We start from the raw sequence: 24,823 nt of genomic DNA, 5'->3' as shown, positions 1-24,823 counted from the left end.
AGAGATAAGAGAGGGAATTTATGAAAAAGTATGCGTTAGTAACTGGAGGGAGCGGAGGGATTGGCTCTGCTATTTCGAAACAATTAATTCAAGATGGATATACAGTTTATGTTCATTACAATAACAGTGAAGGAAAGGTATTGGAATTGCAGAAAGCATGGGGGGAAGTTATCCCTGTTCAAGCGAATTTGGCTTCTAGTGATGGAGCAGAGCGATTGTGGGGGCAAATTGAACATCCTATTGATGTTATCGTATACGCAGCTGGGAAGAGTATTTTTGGACTAGTAACAGATGTAACAAACGATGAATTGAATTATATGGTAGAACTTCAAGTGAAGAACGTATATAAATTACTTTCAATGGCACTTCCGCCTATGATCGGGAGGAGAAGCGGTAATATTGTAATTGTTTCATCTATATGGGGACAAATAGGGGCTTCTTGTGAAGTGCTTTATTCAATGGTAAAAGGGGCGCAAAATTCATATGTGAAAGCTCTAGCGAAAGAAGTTTCTTTAAGTGGATTACGTGTGAATGCAGTAGCACCAGGAGCAATTGAAACGGAAATGTTAAGTGTTTTTTCTGAAGAAGATAAAATGGGAATCGCTGAAGATATACCATTAGGTAGAATAGGGTTACCAGAAGAGGTAGCGAAAACAGTTTCATTCCTCGTATCACCAGGAGCATCTTACATAACTGGACAAATCATCGGAGTGAATGGCGGTTGGCACTGCTAAAAATTTCTTACATAAAAAATGAACAGTTGCACAAATTAAGCATGATTTTATTACTCAATAGTGAGGTGCTTAATTATGTCAGTATTAGAAAATTTTGATCAATGGAAGAGCTTTTTAGGAGATCGTTTAGAGCAAGCGCAAGGAAAAGGTTTAGATGGCGGTGCAGTATCAGATATGGCATTTCGTGTTGGCGACTACCTTGCTAATGAAGTAGAAGGACGCAATGACCAAGAGAAATTATTAGCTGAGCTTTGGAAAGTTGCTGATGAACAGGAGCAACATACAATTGCAAACTTAATGGTTAAGTTTGTACAACATAAGTAAAAGTAGAGAGGAGATTCTCCTCTCTACTTTTTTTGTATAATAATTACACAGGATAGATTATACATTTAGCTTCCCTATTAAGGTGAAATCATATAATATAGTACGTAGGTGTAAAGTAAGCAAGGGGAGTGATCTTGGATGATTGAATGGTATTTTGAATATGAAATACATAAAAACCGACCTGGCTTGCTTGGTGACGTTTCTTCGTTAATCGGTATGCTCGGCATTAATATTGTCACAATTAATGGTGTAGATAATGCACGACGTGGGTTACTTCTTATGTGTGATAATCAAGAGCAAATCTCTAGACTTGAATCAATTTTAAATACGATGGATAACATAACGGTAACGAAATATCGTCCGCCCAAGCTAAGAGATAAGCTAGCGGTTAGGCATGGTAGGTACATACAACGAGATGCAGATGATAAGAAAACATTTCGATTTGTGCGTGATGAATTAGGCTTACTGGTAGACTTTATGGCAGAAATTATGAAAAAAGAAGGCCATAAACTAATTGGGATACGCGGAATGCCTCGTGTCGGAAAAACAGAATCCATTGTTGCTGCAAGTGTTTGTGCAAATAAAAGGTGGTTATTTGTATCATCTACTCTTATTAAGCAAACTGTTCGTAGTCAATTAATTGAAGATGAGTATAGCGATGACAATATTTTCATCCTAGATGGAATTGTGTCAACGAAGCGTGCCAACGAAAGACATTGGCAGCTCGTTCGTGAAATTATGAGATTGCCTGCAACGAAAGTTGTGGAACATCCTGATGTATTTGTGAGTCAGTCAGAATACACATTGGATGATTTTGATTATATTATCGAGTTGCGTAACGATTATGATGAAGAAATTCAATATAATTTAGTAGATGAAATTGAGCAAGGTACGCAAAATAATTTCTCTATGTTTGACTTTTAAAGAAATATTGAGGTGTTAGTAGTGACGGAATTGGGACAAAAGCTGAAAGAAGCAAGAGAAGCGAAAGGCTTGTCTATTGATCAGCTGCATGAGATTACAAAAATTCAAAAACGCCATCTAGTGGCAATTGAAGAAGGCAATTATGATGTATTGCCAGGAGCTTTTTATGCGCGTGCATTCATTAAACAATACGCAGATGCGGTTGGATTAAATGGTGAGGAACTACTTGTAGAACATCAGAGTACGATACCACAATCTGAAAAGCGTGAAGTTCCACAAGTATCAACGGGACAAAAGACACAAGAAACAATGCAAAAATCTTCATCATGGCCAGTTGCAGATCACATGCCGAAAATCTTAGTTGCGCTGTTAGTAATTGCAGTTGGAGTGGTAATCTGGTTTGTGTTTCAAGCGTTAACTGGAAAAGATGATGAAAAAGTTCCGAGTGCTCAAAGTGAGAAAATTGAAGTTCAAAAAGCGAAAGATTCTCCGTTAGATACGAAGAAAGATGAAGCGAAAGCGGAAGAGCCAAAAAAAGAGGAACCAAAGAAAGAAGAACCAAAGAAAGAAGAGCAACCAGCACCACCAACGGGACAGCAAGAAGTGAAAGTAGTTGGAACAACTGGTAAGGTATCTACTTTGGAAATTCATAATAATAAAACGTTAGAATTGGAAATCATAGCGAAGGGTACAAGCTATGTAGATGTTAAAGATGATGCGGGTAACGAAATTTTAAACACTACAGTACAAGGTGGTCAAACAGAAAAACGTGATGTATCAACATTAAAAGAAGTACGACTTAATATTGGAAATGCAACGAATGTTGAAGTTAAACTGAATGGCCAAGTGGTTGCTTTCCCATTAGACCCAGAAAAAGAACTTCACCAAAGATTGGTGATAAAAAACCAAGGGATAGAGCAACCTGCACAATAACAGTCATCGCTTCGATGACTTTTTTCAATGAACAAATGTTTTTGATATGATGGAGGAATAGCTGTGAATTTACCAAATAAAATTACAATATCTAGAATCTTCTTAATTCCAATTTTTATGGTAATTATGTTAGCGCCCTTTGATTGGGGTTCATACAAAATTGGTGATGTTGATTTGCCAATTCAACATTTAGTAGGGGCACTTATCTTTATCATTGCTTCAGCTACAGATTGGATTGATGGACATTACGCAAGAAAGTATAATCTTGTAACGAATTTAGGGAAGTTTCTTGACCCATTAGCTGATAAATTACTTGTTTCGGCAGCACTTATTACATTGGTAGAGATGCAATATGTACCGGCTTGGATTGTTATTGTAATTATCAGTCGTGAGTTTGCTGTAACAGGTTTACGTCTTGTACTTGCTGGAACAGGGGAAGTAGTTGCGGCAAATCAGCTAGGGAAAATTAAGACATGGACACAAATTATTGCGATTGCAGCATATTTATTACACGATGTACCTTTAAATTTAATCCATATTCCAGTTGCTGATATCTTCATATGGATTGCATTAATCTTTACTGTTATTTCAGGATGGGATTATTTCTGGAAGAATAGAGCTGCTTTTGTAAACTCAAAATAGAAGTTTATGGGGGAATTGGGATGAATGCTGAGATTATTGCGGTTGGAACTGAATTATTACTTGGACAAATTGCAAATACAAATGCCCAGTTTTTATCTGAAAAGTTGGCTTCAATTGGAATTAACGTTTACTATCATACTGTTGTTGGTGATAATAATAAGCGACTGCAAAAGGCGATTGAAGCTGCGGAAGAACGTGCTGATATACTTATTTTTACAGGTGGATTAGGACCGACAAAAGATGATTTAACGAAAGAAACGATAGCGGCTAGTTTAGATGAAAAGCTTGTGTATGATGAAAAGGCATTAGCCTTAATAAGTAATTACTTTAAGCGTACAGGCCGTGAATTTACGGAGAATAATAAAAAGCAAGCGCTCGTTTTAAATGGAGCAACAGTATTTGCAAATGACCACGGTATGGCGCCGGGTATGGGGGTAAATAAGAACGGAAAAGTTTATATTTTATTACCAGGGCCGCCAAAAGAAATGAAACCAATGTATGTAAGTTACGTAGAGCCTTTTTTACGTAATTTTACAACAGGAGAAAACATTTATTCTCGTGTGCTTCGTTTCTTCGGTATTGGGGAGTCCCAATTAGAGGTGAAAGTTCAAGATTTAATTGATGGACAAACAAACCCAACAATTGCCCCGCTAGCAAATGATGGAGAAGTGACATTACGTTTAACCGCTAAGCATCAAAATGTTAGCGAAGCGGAGAAACTAATTCAACATGTGGAAGATTTGATTTTAGAAAGAGTAGGAGAATTTTTCTACGGATATGACCAAGAATTTTTGCATTATAAGGCAATCGAGTTATTGAAGAGAAAAGGGTTAACTTTAGCATGTGCAGAAAGTTTAACAGGTGGTCTTTTTGGAAATCAAGTAACTGAAAATGCTGGTGTTTCTTCTGTATTTAAGGGCGGTGTCATTTGTTATCATAATGATGTGAAGCAACATGTTTTACGTGTGCCTGAAGAAGTGTTGCATACTGATGGTGCAGTTAGTAAAGAATGTGCTCGTTATCTTGCTGAAAATGTTAAGGATTTATTAAAAGCGGATATCGGAATTAGTTTCACTGGGGTAGCAGGGCCAGATGCTTCAGAACAGAAAGAGCCAGGAACAGTATTTGTTGGATTAGCGATTAATGGTGAACAAACTGCAGTCTTTCCTCTTAATTTAAGTGGAAGTCGTCAACAAATTAGAGAACGATCAGCAAAATATGGATTTTATCATTTATATAAAAAGCTAGAAGAGATATAAGTTTCTTCTAGCTTTTTTTATAGTTAAATTCCGTATTTGTGTGATGGAAAATAAAAAAATCGAATAAATGTTCGATTTTTGTTGGCAAATTGAATTGAAAATAGGTATAATAAGATTAGCAATTCAGTTAAGGAGGAATTTTGAATGAGTGATCGTCAAGCGGCATTAGATATGGCGTTAAAACAAATAGAGAAGCAATTCGGTAAAGGTTCAATTATGAAATTAGGAGAACAAGCGGAACGTAGAATTTCTACAATTTCAAGTGGTTCTTTAGCACTTGATGTGGCGCTAGGGGTAGGCGGATACCCACGTGGCCGTATTATCGAAATTTACGGACCTGAAAGTTCAGGTAAAACGACAGTTTCATTACATGCAATTGCAGAAGTACAACGTCAAGGTGGACAAGCAGCATTCATCGATGCGGAGCACGCAATGGATCCTGTATATGCACAAAAATTAGGCGTTAACATAGATGAATTACTATTATCACAGCCTGATACAGGGGAGCAAGGATTAGAAATCGCAGAAGCACTTGTACGAAGTGGTGCGGTTGACATTATCGTAATTGACTCTGTAGCAGCTCTTGTACCGAAAGCAGAGATTGAAGGCGACATGGGTGACTCACACGTAGGTTTACAAGCACGTTTAATGTCACAAGCACTTCGTAAGCTTTCAGGAGCAATCAACAAATCAAAAACAATTGCAATCTTTATTAACCAAATTCGTGAAAAAGTTGGGGTTATGTTTGGGAACCCAGAAACAACTCCAGGTGGTCGTGCGTTGAAATTCTATTCAACTGTCCGTCTTGAAGTGCGTCGTGCGGAGCAATTAAAGCAAGGTAACGACATCGTTGGTAATAAAACAAAAGTAAAAGTAGTGAAAAATAAAGTAGCGCCACCATTCCGTGTTGCTGAAGTTGATATTATGTACGGAGAAGGTATTTCAAGAGAAGGTGAAATCTTGGATATGGCTTCTGAGCTTGATATCGTTCAAAAGAGCGGTGCTTGGTATTCTTATAATGAAGAACGTTTAGGACAAGGTCGTGAAAATTCGAAGCAATTCTTAAAAGAGAATACGGACTTAAGAGAGGAAATTGCCTTCTTTGTTCGTGATCATCACGGAATTGGTGAAGATTCTGGTGTGGAAGACACGGAAGATTCAACTCTTCAAGATTAAAAAATAAAAGACACGGGTCCCGTGTCTTTTATTTTTTACCTTCTATTAAAGGGGTATTTATCGTAGTGGCTAAAATATTTTTTTGACTCAAATGGGATGTGTAAAGAGGAATATTCATGCGTTTTAAGGGAATAAAATGGTATTTACTAAGGTTTTCCAGGATAATATGCTATCAATTTTTCAAATTCAGATAACATTCAGGACTGAAGGTAAAGAAAGTAAAAGTAGACAACGCTTGACAATGAAAATTACGATAGATACAATGAGAATGTATATTTTTTCTTATATACGATATACTCTTCTCAAGAAGAGAAGTAATATTCGGAGTAAGGTTTAAAACTTACCGAAATAATAATATGACATTTTAATTGTGAAATGAAGAAAGTCCCTTAAAAAAGCGGGACGACGGTCTTTGCTGTATATTGTAATTTAATGTACATGCCGACAGTCTTTTTTCATTCATAGCAAGGGGAGGTGAAATCATGAGTAGTACAGTTTGGATACTCATCTCCATTTTGCTTGCAACAACAGTCGGTGCAGTTGTTGGCTTTTTTGTTCGAAAGTCTATTGCTGAAGCGAAGATTAATGGTGCGGCTAATGAAGCGAAACGTATTCTAGACGAAGCGAATCGTGAGGCTGAAGCACTTAAGAAAGAAGCGCTTTTAGAAGCAAAGGATGAAATTCATACACTTCGTACAGAAGCTGAATTAGAAATTCGTGACCGTAGAAGCGAATTACAAAAACAAGAAAATCGTTTAATGCAAAAAGAAGAGAACCTTGATCGTAAAGACGAAACGCTCGATAAACGCGAGCAGCAGTTAGAGAAGAAAGAGGATTCTCTTGTAGCGAGACAACAACAGATTGAAGAGTTGGAAAGCAAAGTGGGAGAGTTAGTTCAAAAGCAACAAACAGAATTAGAGCGCATTTCCAATCTGACACGCGAACAAGCGAAAGCAATTATTCTTGGTAAAGTAGAAAATGAAGTTTCTCATGAAATCGCTGTTATGGTAAAAGAAAGTGAAGTTCGCGCGAAAGAAGAAGCGGATAAGAAAGCAAAAGAGATTTTATCTCTTGCAATGCAAAGATGTGCAGCTGATCATGTTGCTGAAACAACCGTTTCGGTTGTAAATCTTCCAAATGACGAAATGAAGGGACGTATTATCGGGCGTGAAGGTCGTAATATTCGTACGTTAGAAACGTTAACGGGTATTGACTTAATTATCGATGATACACCAGAGGCGGTAATCCTTTCTGGATTCGATCCAATTCGTCGTGAAACAGCTCGTATCGCTCTTGATAAACTAGTACAGGACGGACGTATTCACCCAGCGCGTATTGAAGAGATGGTCGAAAAATCAAGACGTGAAGTGGACGAGTATATTCGCGAAGTCGGAGAGCAAACAACGTTTGAAGTGGGTGTTCACGGATTACACCCAGATTTAATTAAAATTTTAGGTCGTTTAAAATACCGTACAAGTTATGGACAAAACGTCTTAAAACACTCTATGGAAGTTGCATATTTAACTGGACTTATGGCAGCAGAACTTGGCGAGGATGAAAAACTAGCAAGACGTGCTGGTCTATTACATGATATCGGAAAAGCGATTGACCATGAAGTAGAAGGTAGCCACGTTGAAATTGGTGTTGAACTCGCAACGAAATATAAAGAGCATCCTGTAGTTATAAACAGTATCGCATCTCACCATGGTGACACAGAACCAACTTCTATCATTGCAGTTTTAGTTGCAGCAGCAGATGCTTTATCAGCTGCAAGACCGGGAGCTCGTAGTGAAACGCTTGAAAACTACATTCGTCGTCTTGAAAAGTTAGAAGAGATTTCAGAGTCTTATGAAGGCGTTGAAAAATCATTTGCAATTCAAGCAGGACGTGAAGTTCGTATTTTGGTAAAACCAGATACAATCGATGATTTAGAAGCTCATCGTTTAGCTCGTGATATCCGAAAACGTATTGAAAATGAACTGGATTATCCAGGACATATTAAAGTAACTGTTATTCGTGAAACACGTGCAGTGGAATACGCAAAATAAAGTGGTGAAACACCACTTTATTTTTTTGTGTTGGAATTGGATAAAATAAAGACAGTTAGTTATATAGCGTAAAAGTGAAACAAACTTATAATAAACATATTATAAGGAATTTCCTTAATGCTATAGCAATAAAAAATGCAGTACATAGAAAGGGTAAGACATATGAGAATATTATTTGTTGGGGATGTAGTAGGATCTCCTGGTAGAGGTATGATTCAACAATACGTACCGGCATTAAAGAAAAAATATACACCTACAGTAACAATCATTAATGGAGAAAACGCAGCAGGTGGCCGTGGGATTACAGAAAAAATATATCGAAACTTTTTAGAGTGTGGGGCGCAAGCAGTTACACTTGGAAACCATGCTTGGGATAATCGTGAAGTATTTGAATTCATCGATGATGCAAAATATCTTGCAAGACCAGCTAACTTCCCAGAAGGAACTCCAGGAAAAGGACTTATCTTTGTGAACTGTAATGGAAAAGAAGTTGCAGTCATTAACTTACAAGGACGTACTTTCCTTCCTCCGATTGATTGTCCATTCCGTAAAGTGGATGAATTAATTAATATTGCGAAAAAACGTACGAATATTATCTTTGTTGATTTCCATGCGGAGACTACAAGTGAAAAACAAGCGCTAGGTTGGTATGTAGATGGACGTGCTACAGCAGTAGTAGGTACGCATACGCATGTCCCTACAGCGGATAACCGTATTTTACCAAGCGGAACGGCATATATTACAGATGTTGGGATGACAGGGCCATATGATGGAATATTAGGTATGGACCGAGAAGCGGTATTGAAGAAGTTTTTAACGAACTTACCGGTACGATTTGAAGTAACAAGTGGTAGAACGCAATTAAGTGCAGTGTTAATTGATGTGGATCCAAATACAGGAAAAGCAAAGAAAATTGAGCGCATTTTAATTAATGACGATCAACCATTTTTTGAGTAAATCAACGTTAAATTTTAGATAAGTTATTATATTTTAATTTTTTAGAAAAATTACGAAAATTTAGCAGGAATACGCGCCATTCCTCGTGAATATAAGTTAAAGTGAAATAATTGCTAATACTTTTTAAAGAAACGAGGAGGAAACGCGGAATGGAAATATTAAAAGTTAAAGCAACGTCGGTCCCTAATTCTGTAGCTGGTGCACTTGCAGGTGTTATTCGCGAACGCGGAACAGCAGAAATTCAAGCTATTGGTGCAGGTGCATTGAACCAAGCGGTAAAGGCAGTAGCAATCGCAAGAGGATTTGTAGCGCCTAGTGGTTTGGACCTGATTTGTATCCCAGCGTTTACAGATATTATGATTGATGGCGAAGAGCGTACAGCAATAAAATTAATTGTAGAACCTCGTTAAGTTTAAACAACCTGTTTGCAGTATGCAAACAGGTTGTTTTTATAATGGAGGAATGGAAATGAAAATTTTTGATGCTCATTGTGATGTACTCTTTCAGTTATGGAGTGCACAGGGGAAAAAGGATTTTAAAAACGATCCGCAATTACATATTACATTTGAACAATTAAAGAAAAGAAAAGGGAGTATACAATGTTTTGCTATATATGTGCCAGAAACGGTGCTATATGAAAAACGATTTGAAGTGGCATTACAAATGGTAGATATTTTTTATAATGAAATTTTATCATTACCGGGTGTGAAGTTTATTCAGACAAAAGATGATATTAACATGTTAAAACAGGACGAGATTGGAGCGCTGTTAACATTAGAAGGTTGCGAAGCAATTGGAAAGGATGCAATGAAATTACGGCTGTTTTATCGATTGGGAGTGCGTTCCTTTGGGCTGACATGGAACTATGCCAATTTATTAGCTGACGGTGCGCTAGAGACGCGTGGAGCGGGTTTAACAACCTTTGGGAAACATATTGTACAAGAACTGAATATGTTACATTTATGGACTGACGTGTCTCACTTGAATGAAAGAAGCTTTTGGGATGTTATAGAAATTGCTAAAAACCCAATTGCATCTCATTCAAATTGCTATAAATTTTGTCAACATCCACGTAATTTAAATGATGAACAAATTAGAGCACTCATAAAGAAAAATAGCGTGATTGGAGTTACTTTTGTACCGCAATTTTTAACGAGCGAAAGACAGGCGAATATAACAGATATAGTAAGACATATTGAATATATTTGTTCCTTAGGTGGAGAAAAGAATATAGGCTTTGGTTCAGACTTTGATGGGATTTTGGAGACGGTTGTAGATTTAACGGCATATAGAGAGTATGAAAATGTAGTTAATGAGCTTTACAAACACTATGATGCATCTATGGTCGAACGATTTTTATACGATAATTTTGTTGAACATATAAGTTTTTGAGTTTTTGTTTTAAAGATTCAGAAAAATTAAAATAAATTCATTTGATATTATTGATTTTTTTAAGACCTAATACTAGAATGAAAAACAAAATAGCTTTATACTAAAGATTCAGGGAAATCAGAAGAGGCATAATTTGCGTCCGTTGTAGTTTATTTGCATAAAAAATGCTAAACTATTACTGTAAAAAAATACACTACAATGAATGCAGCCAAAAGGGGTGTAGGAGATGATTAGTCAACTTTCATGGAAAGTTGGAGGCCAACAAGGTGAAGGAATTGAAAGTACAGGAGAAATCTTCTGTATTGCATTAAACCGATTAGGATATTACCTATACGGTTACCGCCACTTCTCATCACGTATAAAAGGCGGCCATACAAATAATAAAATTCGTGTAAGTACAACAGAAGTACGAGCGATCTCAGATGATTTAGATATTTTAATTGCTTTTGACCAAGAAACAATTGATTTTAACTTCCACGAACTACGTCCAGGTGGAATTGTGGTTGCGGATGCGAAATTTAATCCAACAATACCTGATAATACAGATGTAAATCTATATGTGATACCGTTTACAGATATTGCTTCAGAATTAGGCACATCATTAATGAAAAACATGGTTGCTGTTGGAGCATCAAGTGCGGTATTAGGATTAGACGAAACAGCTTATTTAGATGTTGTTGAAGAAATCTTTGGTCGTAAAGGAGAGCAAGTCGTTCAAAAGAATATGGACGCAATTAAACGCGGCTCTCAATATATGAAAGAATTACTAGGTGAGAAAGTAAACATGATGCAGCTTGAAAAAGCTGATGGTAAAAAACGCATGTTTATGATTGGAAACGATGCAATCGCATTTGGTGCGGTAGCTGGTGGTGCTCGTTTTATGTCAGCATACCCAATCACACCTGCATCAGAAATTATGGAATACTTAATTAAAAAATTACCGAAAGTCGGCGGAACAGTAATCCAAACTGAGGATGAAATCGCAGCTTGTACAATGGCAATCGGTGCAAACTATGCTGGTGTTCGTACATTAACAGCGTCTGCTGGTCCTGGTCTGTCTTTAATGATGGAAGCGATTGGTTTAGCGGGTATTACAGAAACACCATTAGTAATTGTTGATACACAACGCGGTGGTCCAAGTACGGGATTACCAACGAAACAAGAGCAGTCTGATTTAATGGCGATGATTTACGGTACGCATGGTGAGATTCCAAAAATCGTAATGGCACCAAGTACAGTTGAAGAAGCTTTCTATGATATTGTAGAAGCGTTTAACTTAGCTGAAGAATATCAAGTTCCTGTTATCTTCTTAACAGATTTACAGCTTTCTTTAGGGAAACAAACTGTAGAACCACTTAAGTTAGATAAAGTGGAAATTCGCCGTGGTAAGCTTGATTTAGACATAGAAATACCAGAACGTGAGAATAAAGCATACTTCAAGCGTTATGAAGTAACAGAAGATGGCGTTTCACCACGTGTTTTACCTGGTATGAAAAATGGTATTCACCATGTTACAGGTGTAGAACATGATGAAATGGGTAAACCTTCTGAATCAGCAATAAACCGTAAAGATCAAATGGACAAACGTTTCCGTAAAATGGATAACTTGAAGTTTAATACCCCTGTTTATAAAAATGTTAAGCATGACGAAGCAGACGTATTGCTTGTTGGATTTAATTCAACTCGTGGTGCGATCGAAGAGGCAATGGAGCGTTTAGAACAAGAGGGTATGAAAGTAAACCATGCTCATGTGCGCTTAATTCACCCGTTCCCTACAGCTGAAATCGATCCACTTGTGAAAAATGCGAAGCGCGTTGTAGTTGTAGAAAACAATGCAACAGGTCAGCTTGCTAACATTATGAAAATGAATCTTGGTAATGGTGAGAAAATTTCTAGTCTTTTAAAATATGATGGAAACCCATTCTTGCCAAAAGAGATTTACAACGAATGCAAAAAAGGGGTTGTACTAAATGGCAACATTTAAGGACTTTCGTAACAGTGTAAAACCAAACTGGTGCCCAGGTTGCGGAGACTTCTCGGTGCAAGCTGCAATTCAACGTGCGGCAGCTAACGTTGGCTTAAACCCAGATGAACTTGCTGTTATTTCTGGTATCGGCTGTTCAGGTCGTATTTCAGGTTATATTAATTCGTATGGTTTGCATAGTATTCATGGTCGTGCCCTTCCAATTGCACAAGGTGTGAAAATGGCAAATCGTGATTTAACAGTTATCGCATCAGGTGGTGACGGTGATGGATTTGCAATCGGTATGGGACATACAATCCATTCTATTCGTCGTAATATCGACATTACGTACATCGTAATGGATAACCAAATTTACGGATTAACAAAAGGGCAAACTTCACCACGTAGTGAAGCTGGATTTAAAACGAAAAGTACACCACAAGGTTCAATTGAACCGTCACTAAATGTTATGGAAATGGCTTTAACAGCTGGTGCAACATTTGTGGCGCAAAGCTTTTCAAGTGATTTAAAAGAATTAACACAAATTATTGAAGCTGGTATTAACCATAAAGGATTTTCATTAATTAACGTATTCAGCCCATGTGTTACTTACAATAAAGTAAATACTTACGATTGGTTTAAAGAGAATTTAACGAAACTAAGTACAGTAGAGGGATATGATCCGTCTAATCGCATGATGGCTATGCAAACGTTAATGGAAAATAACGGATTAGTAACAGGTTTAATTTATCAAAATACTAAGCAACCATCATATCAAGAACTTGTTAAAGGCTATAGTGAAGAGCCTTTAGTGAAATCTGATTTAAATATGGATCAGAAAATGTTTGATGAGCTTGTTGCTGAATTTATGTAATGTAAGAAGAGGAGGTTGCCGATTTGGTAACCTTTTTTTATGTGCAAAAAATATAGGGTAGTTTTATTTACTTAGAAAATTCAGAATGGTAAAATAATATGTAAATCGTTGTATGAAAATGGCAAGTTCATTGCTTATGAAATGTAAGATAATAAAGGGCCTCTGGATTGTTAAAATTGGCGAAACACGTCATACTATGGTAATGTTTATAGGGATAAAGCAATATGCTTTTGGGTAGGACAACAAGAAATGATAAAAAGGGAATGTCTATTTGCGTGGGGAAGACTTCATTCTTATGAATGATTAGATTGATTACTCAAGTTTCAAAGGACAAGTTATCTCCAAGCTATCTAACCATTTTTGAGGTGAGTCTAAGCGCATTAAAATGGACTATAGAGTGTGTATAGTTAAGGGTGAAAGGAGATTACCGATGAACGAGCAACAACGATTAGCAAGTCAACAAGCAAATTCCTCTACGAAAAAAGAAGAGAAAGATTATAGTAAATACTTTGAAAGTGTATATCAACCACCTTCCTTAAAGGATGCGAAAAAGCGAGGGAAAGAAGAAGTTAAAATTGAACGGGATTTTGGCTTACCTGAAGAGTTTCGCAATTTTGGTACAGGAAGAAAGTTCTATATTCGTACATATGGTTGTCAAATGAATGAGCATGATACGGAAGTAATGGCAGGTATTTTCACAACGCTTGGATATGAACCAACTTTTTCAACTGAGGATGCAGATGTAGTTTTATTAAATACTTGTGCGATTCGTGAAAATGCTGAAAATAAAGTGTTTGGTGAACTAGGCCATTTAAAGTCACTAAAACGAAGAAATCCGGACCTTTTAATTGGTGTATGTGGTTGTATGTCTCAAGAAGAATCTGTTGTAAATAAAATTATGCAAAAAAATCAGCATGTAGATATGGTATTTGGAACGCATAATATTCATAGATTACCGTATATTCTAAAAGATGCGATGTTCTCGAAAGAGACGGTAGTTGAAGTATGGTCAAAGGAAGGCGACGTAATTGAAAACCTTCCGAAAGTACGTCGTGGTGATATTAAAGCTTGGGTAAATATTATGTATGGCTGTGATAAGTTCTGTACGTATTGTATTGTACCGTATACACGCGGAAAAGAGCGAAGTAGACGTCCAGAAGATATTATCCAAGAGATTCGTCATTTAGCTGCAAATGGTTATAAAGAAATTACGTTACTTGGACAAAACGTAAATGCATATGGTAAAGACTTTGAAGATGTAGAATACGGTCTTGGCGATTTAATGGACGAACTTCGTAAAGTTGATATTGCCCGTATTCGTTTTACAACGAGCCATCCACGTGATTTCGATGATCACTTAATTGAAGTGCTTGGCAAAGGTGGCAACCTAGTAGAACATATCCATTTACCAGTTCAATCTGGAAGTACAGATATGTTGAAAATTATGGCGCGTAAATATTCACGTGAGCATTATTTAGAACTTGTAAGAAAAATTAAAGAAGCAATTCCAGATGCAGTATTAACAACAGATATTATCGTTGGTTTCCCAAATGAAACAGATGAGCAATTTGAAGAAACGATGTCGTTATATCGTGAAGTAGGATTTGATACTGCCTTTACATTTATTTATTCTCCTCGCGAAGGTACACCAGCTGCAAAAATGAAAGATAATGTACCGATGGAAGTAAAGAAAGAACGTCTTCAACGCTTAAATACACTAGTAAATACGTTGGCAATTGAAAAGAATAGTCGTTATAAAGGTCAAATTGTAGAAGTGTTAGTTGATGGGGAAAGTAAAAATAATCCGGAAGTACTTGCAGGTTATACTCGTACGAATAAACTTGTAAACTTCGTCGCTTCAAAATCTTTAATTGGTCAGCTTGTGAAAGTAAAAGTAACGGAAGCAAAAACTTGGTCTCTTAACGGGGAATTAGTTGAAGAGCCGATTGAGGTGAAATAATAGATGAAAGTATATTCGAAAGATGACATTGTTGAACAAGCGAAAGAATTAGCAAAAATGATTTCTGAAACAGAAGAAGTTGATTTTTTTAAGAAAGCAGAGGCGCAAATTCATAAAAATGAAAATGTAAAGCGCGCAATCGATGAAATTAAAGCACTGCAAAAACAAGCAGTAAACTTGCAGCATTACGGGAAGTGGGAAGCTTTAAAAAAGGTAGAAGCTGAAATTGATGCATTGCAAGATAAGTTAGACAGTATTCCAGTCGTACAAGAATTTAAATCTTCACAAACATACGTAAATGACTTATTACAGTTAGTTGCTAGTACAATTTCTAACAACGTTACAGATGAAATATTAATTTCAACTGGTGGCGATGTACTTAAGGGTGAAACTGGCGCAGCGGTAGAAAGTAAAAAAGGAAATTGTGGTTGTTAAATAGATGTCATATTGACATCTATTTTTTTTAGTTGATTAAACGTAAGTTCTTCTCAAAAAAAGAATGACACATTCCGCTATTGTCACGCATATGATTAAGTGAATAGTGATTGAGGAGGGTTACGAATGTCCGAATTTAGAGAGATTATTACAAAAGCAGTGGTTGGAAAAGGACGTAAGTATACAAAGTCAACGCATACATGTGAATCGAATAATGAACCAACAAGTATTTTAGGGTGCTGGGTAATTAACCACTCGTACGAAGCAAGAAAGAATGGGAAGCATGTGGAAATTGAAGGTTTCTATGATGTGAACACTTGGTATTCATTTGATGGAAATACAAAGACTGAAGTTGTAACAGAACGTGTGAACTACACGGACGAAGTAAGCATTGGTTATCGTGATAAAAACTTTTCTGGTGACGATTTAGAAATTATTGCTCGTGTTATTCAGCCACCAAATTGTTTAGAAGCGCTTGTATCACCAAACGGTAATAAAATTGTTGTAACTGTAGAACGTGAATTTGTAACAGAAGTAGTTGGAGAAACGAAAATTTGTGTAAGTGTAAATCCTGAAGGCTGCGTAGAATCAGATGATGATTTCCAAATTGCTGATGATGAATTTGAAGAATTAGATCCGAACTTTATCGTTGATGCAGAAGAAGAGTAATAGAAAGCTAGGGAGAAGTTCTTCCTAGCTTTTTACTTTATATAAGTGGCGCTGAATGAACATGATTCTTTATGAAATATGTTATAATGAAGAAAGACTCCTGAAATAGGAGATATGGATGTCCGTGAAATGTGACATATATGAAAATTGATTACTATGTAAGAATTATGGAGGAAAAGTATGACGCAATATACCCCTATGATACAGCAATATTTAAAGGTTAAGGCAGACTATCAAGATGCCTTTTTATTTTTCCGATTAGGCGATTTTTATGAAATGTTCTTTGAAGATGCCGTTAAAGCAGCTCATGAGCTTGAAATTACATTAACGAGCCGAGATGGTGGCAGTAGTGATCGTATACCGATGTGCGGTGTACCGCATCATGCAGCTAAAAACTATATTGAACAACTTGTTGAAAAAGGATATAAAGTAGCTGTTTGTGAGCAAGTGGAAGATCCAAAAACAGCTAAAGGTGTAGTGCGCCGTGAAGTAGTACAACTAATTACGCCAGGAACGATGATGGAAGGGCGTACGATTGATGAGAAAGAAAATAACTTTTTAGCCGCATTAACACATTTTGAAGATGGATCATATGCATTAGCTTGTAATGATTTAACGACTGGACAAAATACAGTAACGTTGTTAACAGGTTCAGTAGAAGATATTTTATTAGAAGTGTATGCAACTGGTTCGAAAGAAATTGTTGTAGATTCTTCATTTTCTAAAGATGAATTAAATAAATTAACTGAAACGTTAAAAATGACAATCTCATATGAAGATGCAACGGCAATTCCTGAAGGATTAGAACATCTTGTGAAAAATGTTTCGCAAGCAAAGTTAATTAAAGCAATTGGACGCTTATTTAACTATGTGATAAGAACGCAAAAACGTTCATTAGATCATTTACAACCTGTAGAAATTTATTATACGAATCAATTTATGAAAATTGATGTGCATTCAAAGCGAAATTTAGAGCTGACAGAAACACTTCGAACGAAAGAAAAAACAGGATCATTATTATGGCTATTGGATAAAACAAAAACAGCTATGGGTGGTCGTATGTTAAAACAGTGGATGGAACGTCCACTTATTCAGAAAGAAAAAGTTGAAGAGCGTTTAGAAATGGTTGAAACATTTGTAAATGATTACTTCTTACGTGAAGATTTAAAAGAAAAATTAAAAGAAGTATATGATTTAGAACGTTTAGCAGGAAAAGTTGCATTTGGTAATGTCAATGCAAGGGACTTATTACAGTTAAGACGATCTTTACTTCAAGTACCAGCTATTTTAGAAGCGATTAGTTTGTTAGATAATGCTTATGCAGCAAGGTTAATTCAAGGGGCGGATCCATGTGAGAGCTTAACTGAATTACTAGGAAGAAGTATTCAAGAAAACCCACCGCTTTCTATTAAAGATGGAGATATTATTAAAGACGGTTATAATGACAAGCTTGATCAATATCGTTACGTTAGTAAAAACGGAAAAACGTGGATCGCTGAGCTTGAAAAACGAGAGCGTGATATTACAGGAGTTAAATCGTTAAAAATCGGGTACAACCGTATTTTCGGCTACTACATTGAAGTGACGAAGGCGAATCTTGCAGCACTTCCAGAAGGCCGCTACGAACGAAAACAAACGCTTGCTAATGCTGAACGTTTCATTACAGATGAACTGAAAGAAAAAGAAACGTTAATTTTAGAAGCAGAAGAAAAAATTGTACAACTAGAATACGATTTATTTACAGCGCTTCGTGAAGAAGTAAAAGTATTTATTCCGAAATTACAACATTTAGCGAAAGTAATTAGTGAATTAGACGTACTGCAAAGTTTTGCGACAGTTAGTGAAGAAGAACAGTTTGTAAAACCTGTACTAACAACGAAGCGTGAAATCTTTATTAAAGATGGTCGTCATCCTGTCGTTGAAAAAGTATTGAACGGGAAATTGTATGTACCGAATGATTGTATTATGCCAGAGAAGATGGATGTCTTTTTAATTACAGGACCGAACATGTCTGGTAAAAGTACGTATATGAGACAGTTAGCACTTGTAACGGTTATGTCACAAATTGGTTGTTTCGTACCAGCAACAGAAGCAGTATTACCTGTATTTGACCAAATCTTTACGAGAATTGGTGCAGCAGATGATTTAATTTCAGGTCAAAGTACATTTATGGTCGAAATGTTAGAAGCGAAAAATGCAATTGCAAACGCATCAGAAAGAAGTTTAATTTTATTCGATGAAATTGGACGCGGTACATCTACGTATGATGGCATGGCACTTGCACAAGCGATCATTGAACATATTCATGACCAAATTGGTGCAAAAACGTTATTCTCTACGCATTATCACGAATTGACTGTGTTAGAAGAGAGTTTAAATCAACTGAAAAATGTACACGTTTCAGCAATTGAAGAGAATGGAAAAGTAGTATTCCTTCATAAAATTCAAGATGGAGCAGCTGATAAAAGTTACGGAATTCACGTTGCGCAACTTGCAGAGCTTCCAGATAGCTTAATTGCCCGCGCGAAAGAAGTGTTAGCACAACTAGAAGGACAGGAAGAAATTATTATTCCAAAGCGTGTAGAAGTAAAGGTACAAGAAGTTGTTCCAGAACCTGTAGTTGTAAAAGAAGAACCGGCAGAAATACAAGAAAAGAAAGAAGAGACTGAAGAAGAGTCACAACTATCTTTCTTTGGAGGAGACCAATCTTCAAAAAAACAAGACAAGCCTGTGCTTGATCAAAAAGAAAGCGCAGTACTTGCGCAAATTAAAAAAATCGATTTACTTGATATGACACCTTTAGAAGCGATGAACGAATTGTATCGCTTACAGAAGAAGTTAAAGAAAGGATGAGTAAGTAGATGGGGAAAATTCGCAAACTCGATGACCAACTCTCTAATTTAATTGCGGCAGGGGAAGTAGTAGAGCGCCCTGCCTCAGTCGTAAAAGAACTTGTGGAAAATTCTATCGATGCGAATAGTACATCTATTGAAATCCACTTAGAAGAAGCTGGGTTATCGAAAATTCGTATCATTGATAACGGTGATGGTATTGCAGAAGAAGACTGTATCGTCGCTTTTGAACGCCATGCGACGAGTAAAATTAAAGATGAAAACGATCTGTTTCGTATAAGAACACTCGGTTTCCGCGGTGAGGCATTGCCGAGTATTGCCTCTGTTAGTGAATTAGAATTAATTACTAGCACAGGTGATGCGCCTGGTACACACCTCATCATTAAAGGTGGAGACATTATAAAGCAAGAGAAAACTGCGAGCCGAAAAGGAACAGATATTACAGTACAAAACTTATTCTTTAATACACCAGCGCGTCTTAAATATATGAAAACCATTCATACGGAGCTCGGGAATATTACAGATATCGTGTATCGTATTGCAATGTCACATCCAGAAGTATCGTTAAAACTGTTTCATAATGAAAAGAAATTGCTTCATACATCAGGTAACGGTGATGTAAGACAAGTACTTGCATCGATTTACAGTATTCAAGTTGCGAAGAAGCTTGTTCCAATTGAAGCGGAATCTTTAGACTTTACAATTAAAGGCTATGTAACATTACCAGAAGTAACGAGAGCATCTCGTAATTATATGTCAACGATCGTAAATGGTCGTTACGTTCGAAACTTTGTACTAATGAAAGCAATTCAGCAAGGATACCATACATTACTGCCAGTCGGCCGGTATCCAATTGGCTTCTTATCGATTGAAATGGATCCAATGCTAGTTGACGTTAACGTACATCCAGCGAAGTTAGAGGTTCGTTTTAGTAAAGAACAAGAATTGCTAAAGCTGATCGAAGAAACATTGCAAGCTGCATTTAAAAAAATACAGCTCATTCCAGATGCAGGCGTAACAACGAAGAAAAAAGAAAAAGACGAAAGTGTGCAAGAACAGTTCCAGTTTGAGCATGCGAAGCCGAAAGAACCATCCATGCCGGACATCGTTTTACCAACTGGCATGGATGAAAAACAAGAAGAATCGCTGCCTGTGAAACAGCCAGCACAACTGTGGCAACCGCCGAAACAAGAATGGCAACCACCACAGTCGCTCATAAGAGAAGAACAAAGTTGGCAGCCATCTACTAGACCGATAATTGAAGAACCAATTCGAGAAGAGAAATCGTGGGACAGTAATGAAGAGGACTTTGAACTAGAGGAATTAGAAGAAGTTCGGGAAATAAAAGAGATTGAAATGAATGGGAATGACTTACCACCGCTTTATCCAATTGGACAAATGCACGGAACATATATTTTCGCTCAAAATGATAAAGGCTTATATATGATTGACCAGCATGCCGCGCAGGAACGTATTAATTATGAATACTTCCGTGATAAAGTAGGAAGAGTAGCGCAAGAAGTACAAGAGTTACTTGTACCGTACCGTATTGATCTATCTCTTACTGAATTTTTACGTGTCGAAGAGCAGTTAGAAGAACTAAAAAAAGTCGGGCTATTTTTAGAACAATTCGGCCATCAATCCTTTATCGTCCGCTCGCATCCAACGTGGTTCCCGAAAGGACAAGAAACAGAAATTATCGATGAAATGATGGAGCAAGTCGTTAAACTAAAAAAAGTTGATATTAAAAAGTTACGTGAAGAAGCAGCCATCATGATGAGCTGTAAAGCATCCATTAAAGCAAATCAATATTTAACGAACGATCAAATATTTGCCTTACTGGAAGAACTACGTACAACAACAAACCCGTACACATGCCCGCACGGAAGACCAATTCTTGTGCATCATTCTACTTATGAGTTGGAGAAGATGTTTAAGAGGGTTATGTAGGGTGAATAAAATTACATTTCAAAAGGGAGCAACATTTACTGTTGCTCCCTTTTAATATGTAGATTTAATTGTTAAACGAAAATATGGTGGAGTAACTTTGTAGTTTATTTCTTGGCTGCGTTAGCTTAAATTTATCTATGTATAAAAAAGCGCTGTATACAGCACTTTTTAAAAGGTGCATGAATTGTATAATAAAGATTTCTACATTACTAACCAAATAACTATACATGGCTAATCGTTATAAGGATCTATACAATTATTTATTTTTATTATTATTAATTTTTTCAGTGTATAGAACTTGTTCTTTATAGTGCTTCTTAATTGGAAAGTTATGTGTACCTGTCCCGTTCTTGAATTTTTTATCAATGGGGTTCTTTAGAGGAACTGTTGTAGTTTCAGTAAATTCATATGGGTAATTTATTTTAGATTTATCTTCAAACATGAAAATGCCTCCTTTTAGGATCTCCTAAATTCTTTACTATAACATGATATGCATATAGATATTTTTTGGACTAGTTATTTATATAGGTTAATGGAATTTAATTACATAACCACTGAAACATTTTAAAGGAAAACAATTTGAGAAGAAATGGTAAGAATAGCTGTTAGCTCCTATTGTTGTTTTTTTTGTTTGACAGCACAGTGAATTATGCATATAAATTCAATATAGATTGTTTTTATAATATGGTTTATATGGGGTTTTCCTGATAATATAATGTGGGATATTATAGTCTTATTAGGTTATTAGGAACATTTAATGCTGTTTCATAACTGAAAGGAAATTGAAAAAAAACTGAAACTTTTCTCATAAAAATTCAATCTAACTTGAAAAATGAAAGGAAAATGAAATTTTCCAAAAGATATTCTTTGTTAAGATAAAAAGCATACATACAAAAAGTATTGACATATCTTAAAAATGTATTTTCAAGATATAGTGGGGGAAAAGATGAGATTAGAAAAACAATTAATAAAAAAGGTGTATTATGAAACATTCCTAATGGAAAATGAAACAAAACCAACTCTTGACGTACTTGGACAAGCTTATGTAAACGAAGAAAAAAATGAGATTTCTGATGGGTCTTATATCCGTTTTGCACAAGGTGAATTTTATTATCGTCATCAAGATTTTGAAGCAGCTATTTTTAAATGGGAGAAGGTTAGTAATGAATTAGCACCATGGGCACAAAAAAATATTGCGGATGCTTATTTCGAACTTAATCAATTATCATTTGCTGAAAATATTTATACTTCCATTACTACTGATAATAAAATATTGATGACCGAAATTAGATTACAATTACTTTCTCTTTACATTGAGCAAAATAATTTTGACTCAGCTTTCGGTGTTATTAAAGAAGCAGTTTCTTTAAATCCTGATTATCCGAATGTCACAAAAATTGCCCGTTCCTTTTATGAGGAACAGCAAGATTTTGATAGTGCAGTAGAGCTTGCTGTGAATGAGTTAATTCGAATAGAATCGTATCCATGGTTTGAGGTGTTAAAAGGATATATCGATAAAGGGTTTACTAAACATATTTCACCAGACTATTTTTATGATGCATTAGCTACATTAAATAATGTAGATCAAGTACAATTTACACAAATGGTTTCATCACTTTGGAACAGTTATAAAGATGAACAAAATTATTTATTATGGCTTAATACAATAAATGAATTTTTCTTACATATTGAAATACATTCGTCCGATATATGGAACAAAGTTTCTGCTCTTTACGAAGAAACGTACTTTGCATTAATTCAAGGTCAATATACGCTTAGACAATTAAACGATATCATACCAAATCTGTTAGCAAATTGGTTAAAGGTAGTCAATCCATCTTATGCTGTATTTCCATCTGCAGCTGTATTGGCATGGGATGAGATTTTCCCTTCCAAAATAGATTCAGCAAATATAGAACATGCAGAAAACTTATTGTCACATTCTATTAATCATGTAAATGGCTTAGAGTACAGCTTACATCTTTTTGAATCTATTACACAATGGGCACAAAAGCACAATATAGAAATAGGTCACCGATTTAAATGGCTAGTTGACGAGCTCGCAGATTTAAGAACAAATCGTATTTTAGTAACGGGAACTTCAGGAAACGGAAAAACTACATTTATTAACTCTATATTAGGAGAAAATATATTAGAAAAATCAATTTCAAATGTAGTAGTTTTAAAAAATGATGCTCATATAGAAATAAACGCCATAACAGACTCAGCAATTACAACAACGGAAGATGTCTCTGATTACCATAATATGATGTCCCAGCACCATCAAACATATAGAGATAGAGCATGTGTTGAATTTAAATTACCATGCAGATTTTTAAATGAAAATAAACTTACATTTGTAGTGACACCTGGCTTTAATAGGAATAACGACACTAGAGATGAGATATTCGAATATTTAAATTCTGTAGACGAATTACTGTTCGTATTGAATGCGGATTCACCTTTTACTGATAAAGAACGTGACATTCTATTAAGTATTCAAGAACATACGCCAAATTTACAAATTCATTTCTTATTAAATAAAATCGATAACATTTACAGTGAAGCAGAAGTAAAAAGGGTATTACATGATACGGCAGCGAGAATAAACACATATTTCCCACATGCGAGAATTTTCCCTTATTCTTCGTTATATACAAGTAGTCAACAATTAAATGATTTAACTGAGTTTATTCATTTTAACTTTAATCATAAACATATCGATGCAGAACGTACTGAAAAGTTATTATATTTCATTCGAAAAACAATTACATATCTTTTGGATAAACGTGTTGAGAAAGAAAACAATCTAGTGGATGCTATTAATTGGAATGAAGATATGCTAGTGAAACTAAACGGTAGCATTAATAACCTTACTGCATTTGAGAGGGAAAAAATTCATTTCATTACACAATCATATCGTTCAATGAAGACTGAAATTACGAATGATCTTACTGAAAATATCCCGAAGATATTAAAGAGTTGTTCTAATATAATTAGTGAAGAAAGTGATTTCGGGCACATGGATACGGAACTAAATAAAGCAATGAATGAAAGAGTGCATAAATATTTAGAACAAACTGTACTATCTAATCTTGCTCTTTCTATGCAAAATTGGATTGCAACTTCTAATAATGAGCTTCTTCAAAGCCAAACGTATTTAGAAGAACTTAGTGAAGGGCTTAATTCACTATTTGGAGAAAATAGAATACAGTTAGAATGTGACTTTAAAGTGCTTGATGACTGGCGCAGAGATACTGACAGGATGACGACTAGAATACAAATGGATGAAGTAAATATTTTACGTCGATTTACGCCAGCACAATTTTTACTGAAAAGTGCCGGTAAATTATTTGGAGTTCTTCCTAAAAATAAATCTATGCTATATAACAAATACAAACAGTATGTAGAAAATGAAGATTATACTGAGGTAACGGCTTCTATTATGAAGAAATTTTTCTTGCAATTTGAGCTGTTTGAAAACACACAAGAGCGAGATATTAATATATTCTTTAGGAATCCATTTAACTCCTTAAAGCAAGCTGTAGAAAACACGCATTTAGAAATACAAGAAAAACAAGAGATATTACATAAGATGAAATCAAATCCTGAAATCTATCATGATTCTATCATGCTCTTTGAATTGAGATTGCGTCAATGTGAAGTAATTTTAAATATAGGTAATGATAATACCTATACGGATGTAGCTTTAGAAACAAGCGTAGAATAAA

General features: G+C 35.8%; 20 protein-coding genes. 19 read left to right on the top strand and 1 reads right to left on the bottom strand.

The features are described from left to right. The first annotated feature begins 20 nt into the window (after positions 1-20). From ymfI to mutL, 18 genes are all read left to right on the top strand, one after another. The gene (gene ymfI / locus AC241_RS18675; RefSeq protein ID WP_043936383.1) at positions 21-734 is read left to right on the top strand and encodes an elongation factor P 5-aminopentanone reductase; all 714 of its coding nucleotides are present in this window, start codon (positions 21-23) and stop codon (positions 732-734) included. A 75-nt stretch (positions 735-809) separates the two neighbouring features. Beyond that, positions 810-1,058: a DUF3243 domain-containing protein gene (locus tag AC241_RS18670; protein WP_000114504.1), complete on the top strand. Its 249-nt coding sequence runs from the start codon at positions 810-812 to the stop codon at positions 1,056-1,058. 138 nt (positions 1,059-1,196) lie between these two features. Next, complete coding sequence (locus AC241_RS18665; RefSeq protein WP_000574107.1) at positions 1,197-1,982, top strand: DUF3388 domain-containing protein; 786 nt, start codon at positions 1,197-1,199, stop codon at positions 1,980-1,982. A gap of 21 nt (positions 1,983-2,003) precedes the next feature. Beyond that, positions 2,004-2,915, top strand: a complete 912-nt coding sequence (locus AC241_RS18660; protein WP_029443110.1) for a helix-turn-helix domain-containing protein — start codon at positions 2,004-2,006, stop codon at positions 2,913-2,915. A 63-nt stretch (positions 2,916-2,978) separates the two neighbouring features. Beyond that, on the top strand, positions 2,979-3,557 hold the full coding sequence (pgsA, locus tag AC241_RS18655) for a CDP-diacylglycerol--glycerol-3-phosphate 3-phosphatidyltransferase (protein WP_001052967.1): 579 nt from the start codon (positions 2,979-2,981) through the stop codon (positions 3,555-3,557). A 20-nt stretch (positions 3,558-3,577) separates the two neighbouring features. Beyond that, positions 3,578-4,816 (top strand): competence/damage-inducible protein A, encoded by a 1,239-nt coding sequence (locus tag AC241_RS18650; protein ID WP_050844447.1) that lies wholly within the window; start codon positions 3,578-3,580, stop codon positions 4,814-4,816. 144 nt (positions 4,817-4,960) lie between these two features. Then, positions 4,961-5,992, top strand: a complete 1,032-nt coding sequence (recA, locus tag AC241_RS18645; protein ID WP_001283854.1) for a recombinase RecA — start codon at positions 4,961-4,963, stop codon at positions 5,990-5,992. Between the two features lie 482 nt (positions 5,993-6,474). After that, positions 6,475-8,040, top strand: coding sequence for a ribonuclease Y (rny, locus tag AC241_RS18635; protein WP_000099769.1), 1,566 nt, complete (start codon positions 6,475-6,477; stop codon positions 8,038-8,040). A 162-nt stretch (positions 8,041-8,202) separates the two neighbouring features. Beyond that, a complete protein-coding gene (locus AC241_RS18630; RefSeq protein WP_029443107.1) occupies positions 8,203-8,997 on the top strand; it encodes a TIGR00282 family metallophosphoesterase in 795 nt (264 codons plus the stop codon). A gap of 149 nt (positions 8,998-9,146) precedes the next feature. Beyond that, positions 9,147-9,407 (top strand): stage V sporulation protein SpoVS, encoded by a 261-nt coding sequence (gene spoVS, locus AC241_RS18625; RefSeq protein ID WP_000404341.1) that lies wholly within the window; start codon positions 9,147-9,149, stop codon positions 9,405-9,407. A 22-nt stretch (positions 9,408-9,429) separates the two neighbouring features. Then, positions 9,430-10,389, top strand: a complete 960-nt coding sequence (locus AC241_RS18620; RefSeq protein ID WP_140163812.1) for a dipeptidase — start codon at positions 9,430-9,432, stop codon at positions 10,387-10,389. 226 nt (positions 10,390-10,615) lie between these two features. Then, complete coding sequence (locus AC241_RS18615; protein ID WP_029443105.1) at positions 10,616-12,373, top strand: 2-oxoacid:acceptor oxidoreductase subunit alpha; 1,758 nt, start codon at positions 10,616-10,618, stop codon at positions 12,371-12,373. Next, positions 12,360-13,226, top strand: coding sequence for a 2-oxoacid:ferredoxin oxidoreductase subunit beta (locus tag AC241_RS18610; protein ID WP_029443104.1), 867 nt, complete (start codon positions 12,360-12,362; stop codon positions 13,224-13,226). The genes AC241_RS18615 and AC241_RS18610 overlap by 14 nt, the downstream gene beginning before the upstream one ends. Positions 13,227-13,656: 430 nt before the next feature. Further along, on the top strand, positions 13,657-15,186 hold the full coding sequence (gene miaB, locus AC241_RS18605) for a tRNA (N6-isopentenyl adenosine(37)-C2)-methylthiotransferase MiaB (protein ID WP_001005392.1): 1,530 nt from the start codon (positions 13,657-13,659) through the stop codon (positions 15,184-15,186). A gap of 3 nt (positions 15,187-15,189) precedes the next feature. Beyond that, positions 15,190-15,621: a YlbF/YmcA family competence regulator gene (locus AC241_RS18600; RefSeq protein WP_000870460.1), complete on the top strand. Its 432-nt coding sequence runs from the start codon at positions 15,190-15,192 to the stop codon at positions 15,619-15,621. 126 nt (positions 15,622-15,747) lie between these two features. Beyond that, positions 15,748-16,290 carry an outer spore coat protein CotE gene (cotE, locus tag AC241_RS18595; RefSeq protein WP_001288799.1) on the top strand — a complete coding sequence of 181 codons (543 nt, stop codon included), beginning with the start codon at positions 15,748-15,750 and terminating at the stop codon, positions 16,288-16,290. A 180-nt stretch (positions 16,291-16,470) separates the two neighbouring features. Continuing rightward, entirely contained in the window at positions 16,471-19,143 is a 2,673-nt protein-coding gene (gene mutS, locus AC241_RS18590; protein ID WP_029443103.1) for a DNA mismatch repair protein MutS, read from the top strand. 8 nt (positions 19,144-19,151) lie between these two features. After that, entirely contained in the window at positions 19,152-21,092 is a 1,941-nt protein-coding gene (gene mutL / locus AC241_RS18585) for a DNA mismatch repair endonuclease MutL (protein WP_050844446.1), read from the top strand. A 256-nt stretch (positions 21,093-21,348) separates the two neighbouring features. Here the strand turns inward: mutL and AC241_RS18580 are convergent, their stop codons facing one another. After that, positions 21,349-21,534 carry a hypothetical protein gene (locus tag AC241_RS18580; RefSeq protein ID WP_000461138.1) on the bottom strand — a complete coding sequence of 62 codons (186 nt, stop codon included), beginning with the start codon at positions 21,532-21,534 and terminating at the stop codon, positions 21,349-21,351. 504 nt (positions 21,535-22,038) lie between these two features. On the opposite strand from AC241_RS18580, the gene AC241_RS18575 reads away from it, so the two are divergent. After that, the gene (locus tag AC241_RS18575) at positions 22,039-24,822 is read left to right on the top strand and encodes a dynamin family protein (protein ID WP_043936379.1); all 2,784 of its coding nucleotides are present in this window, start codon (positions 22,039-22,041) and stop codon (positions 24,820-24,822) included. Position 24,823 lies beyond the last annotated feature (1 nt).

The organism is Bacillus thuringiensis (assembly GCF_001182785.1).
In the GTDB taxonomy this organism is placed as follows: Bacteria; Bacillota; Bacilli; order Bacillales; family Bacillaceae_G; genus Bacillus_A; species Bacillus_A thuringiensis_S.
The sequence above is the reverse complement of the archived record's forward strand: the minus strand, read 5'-3'. Positions and strand labels throughout refer to the sequence as shown.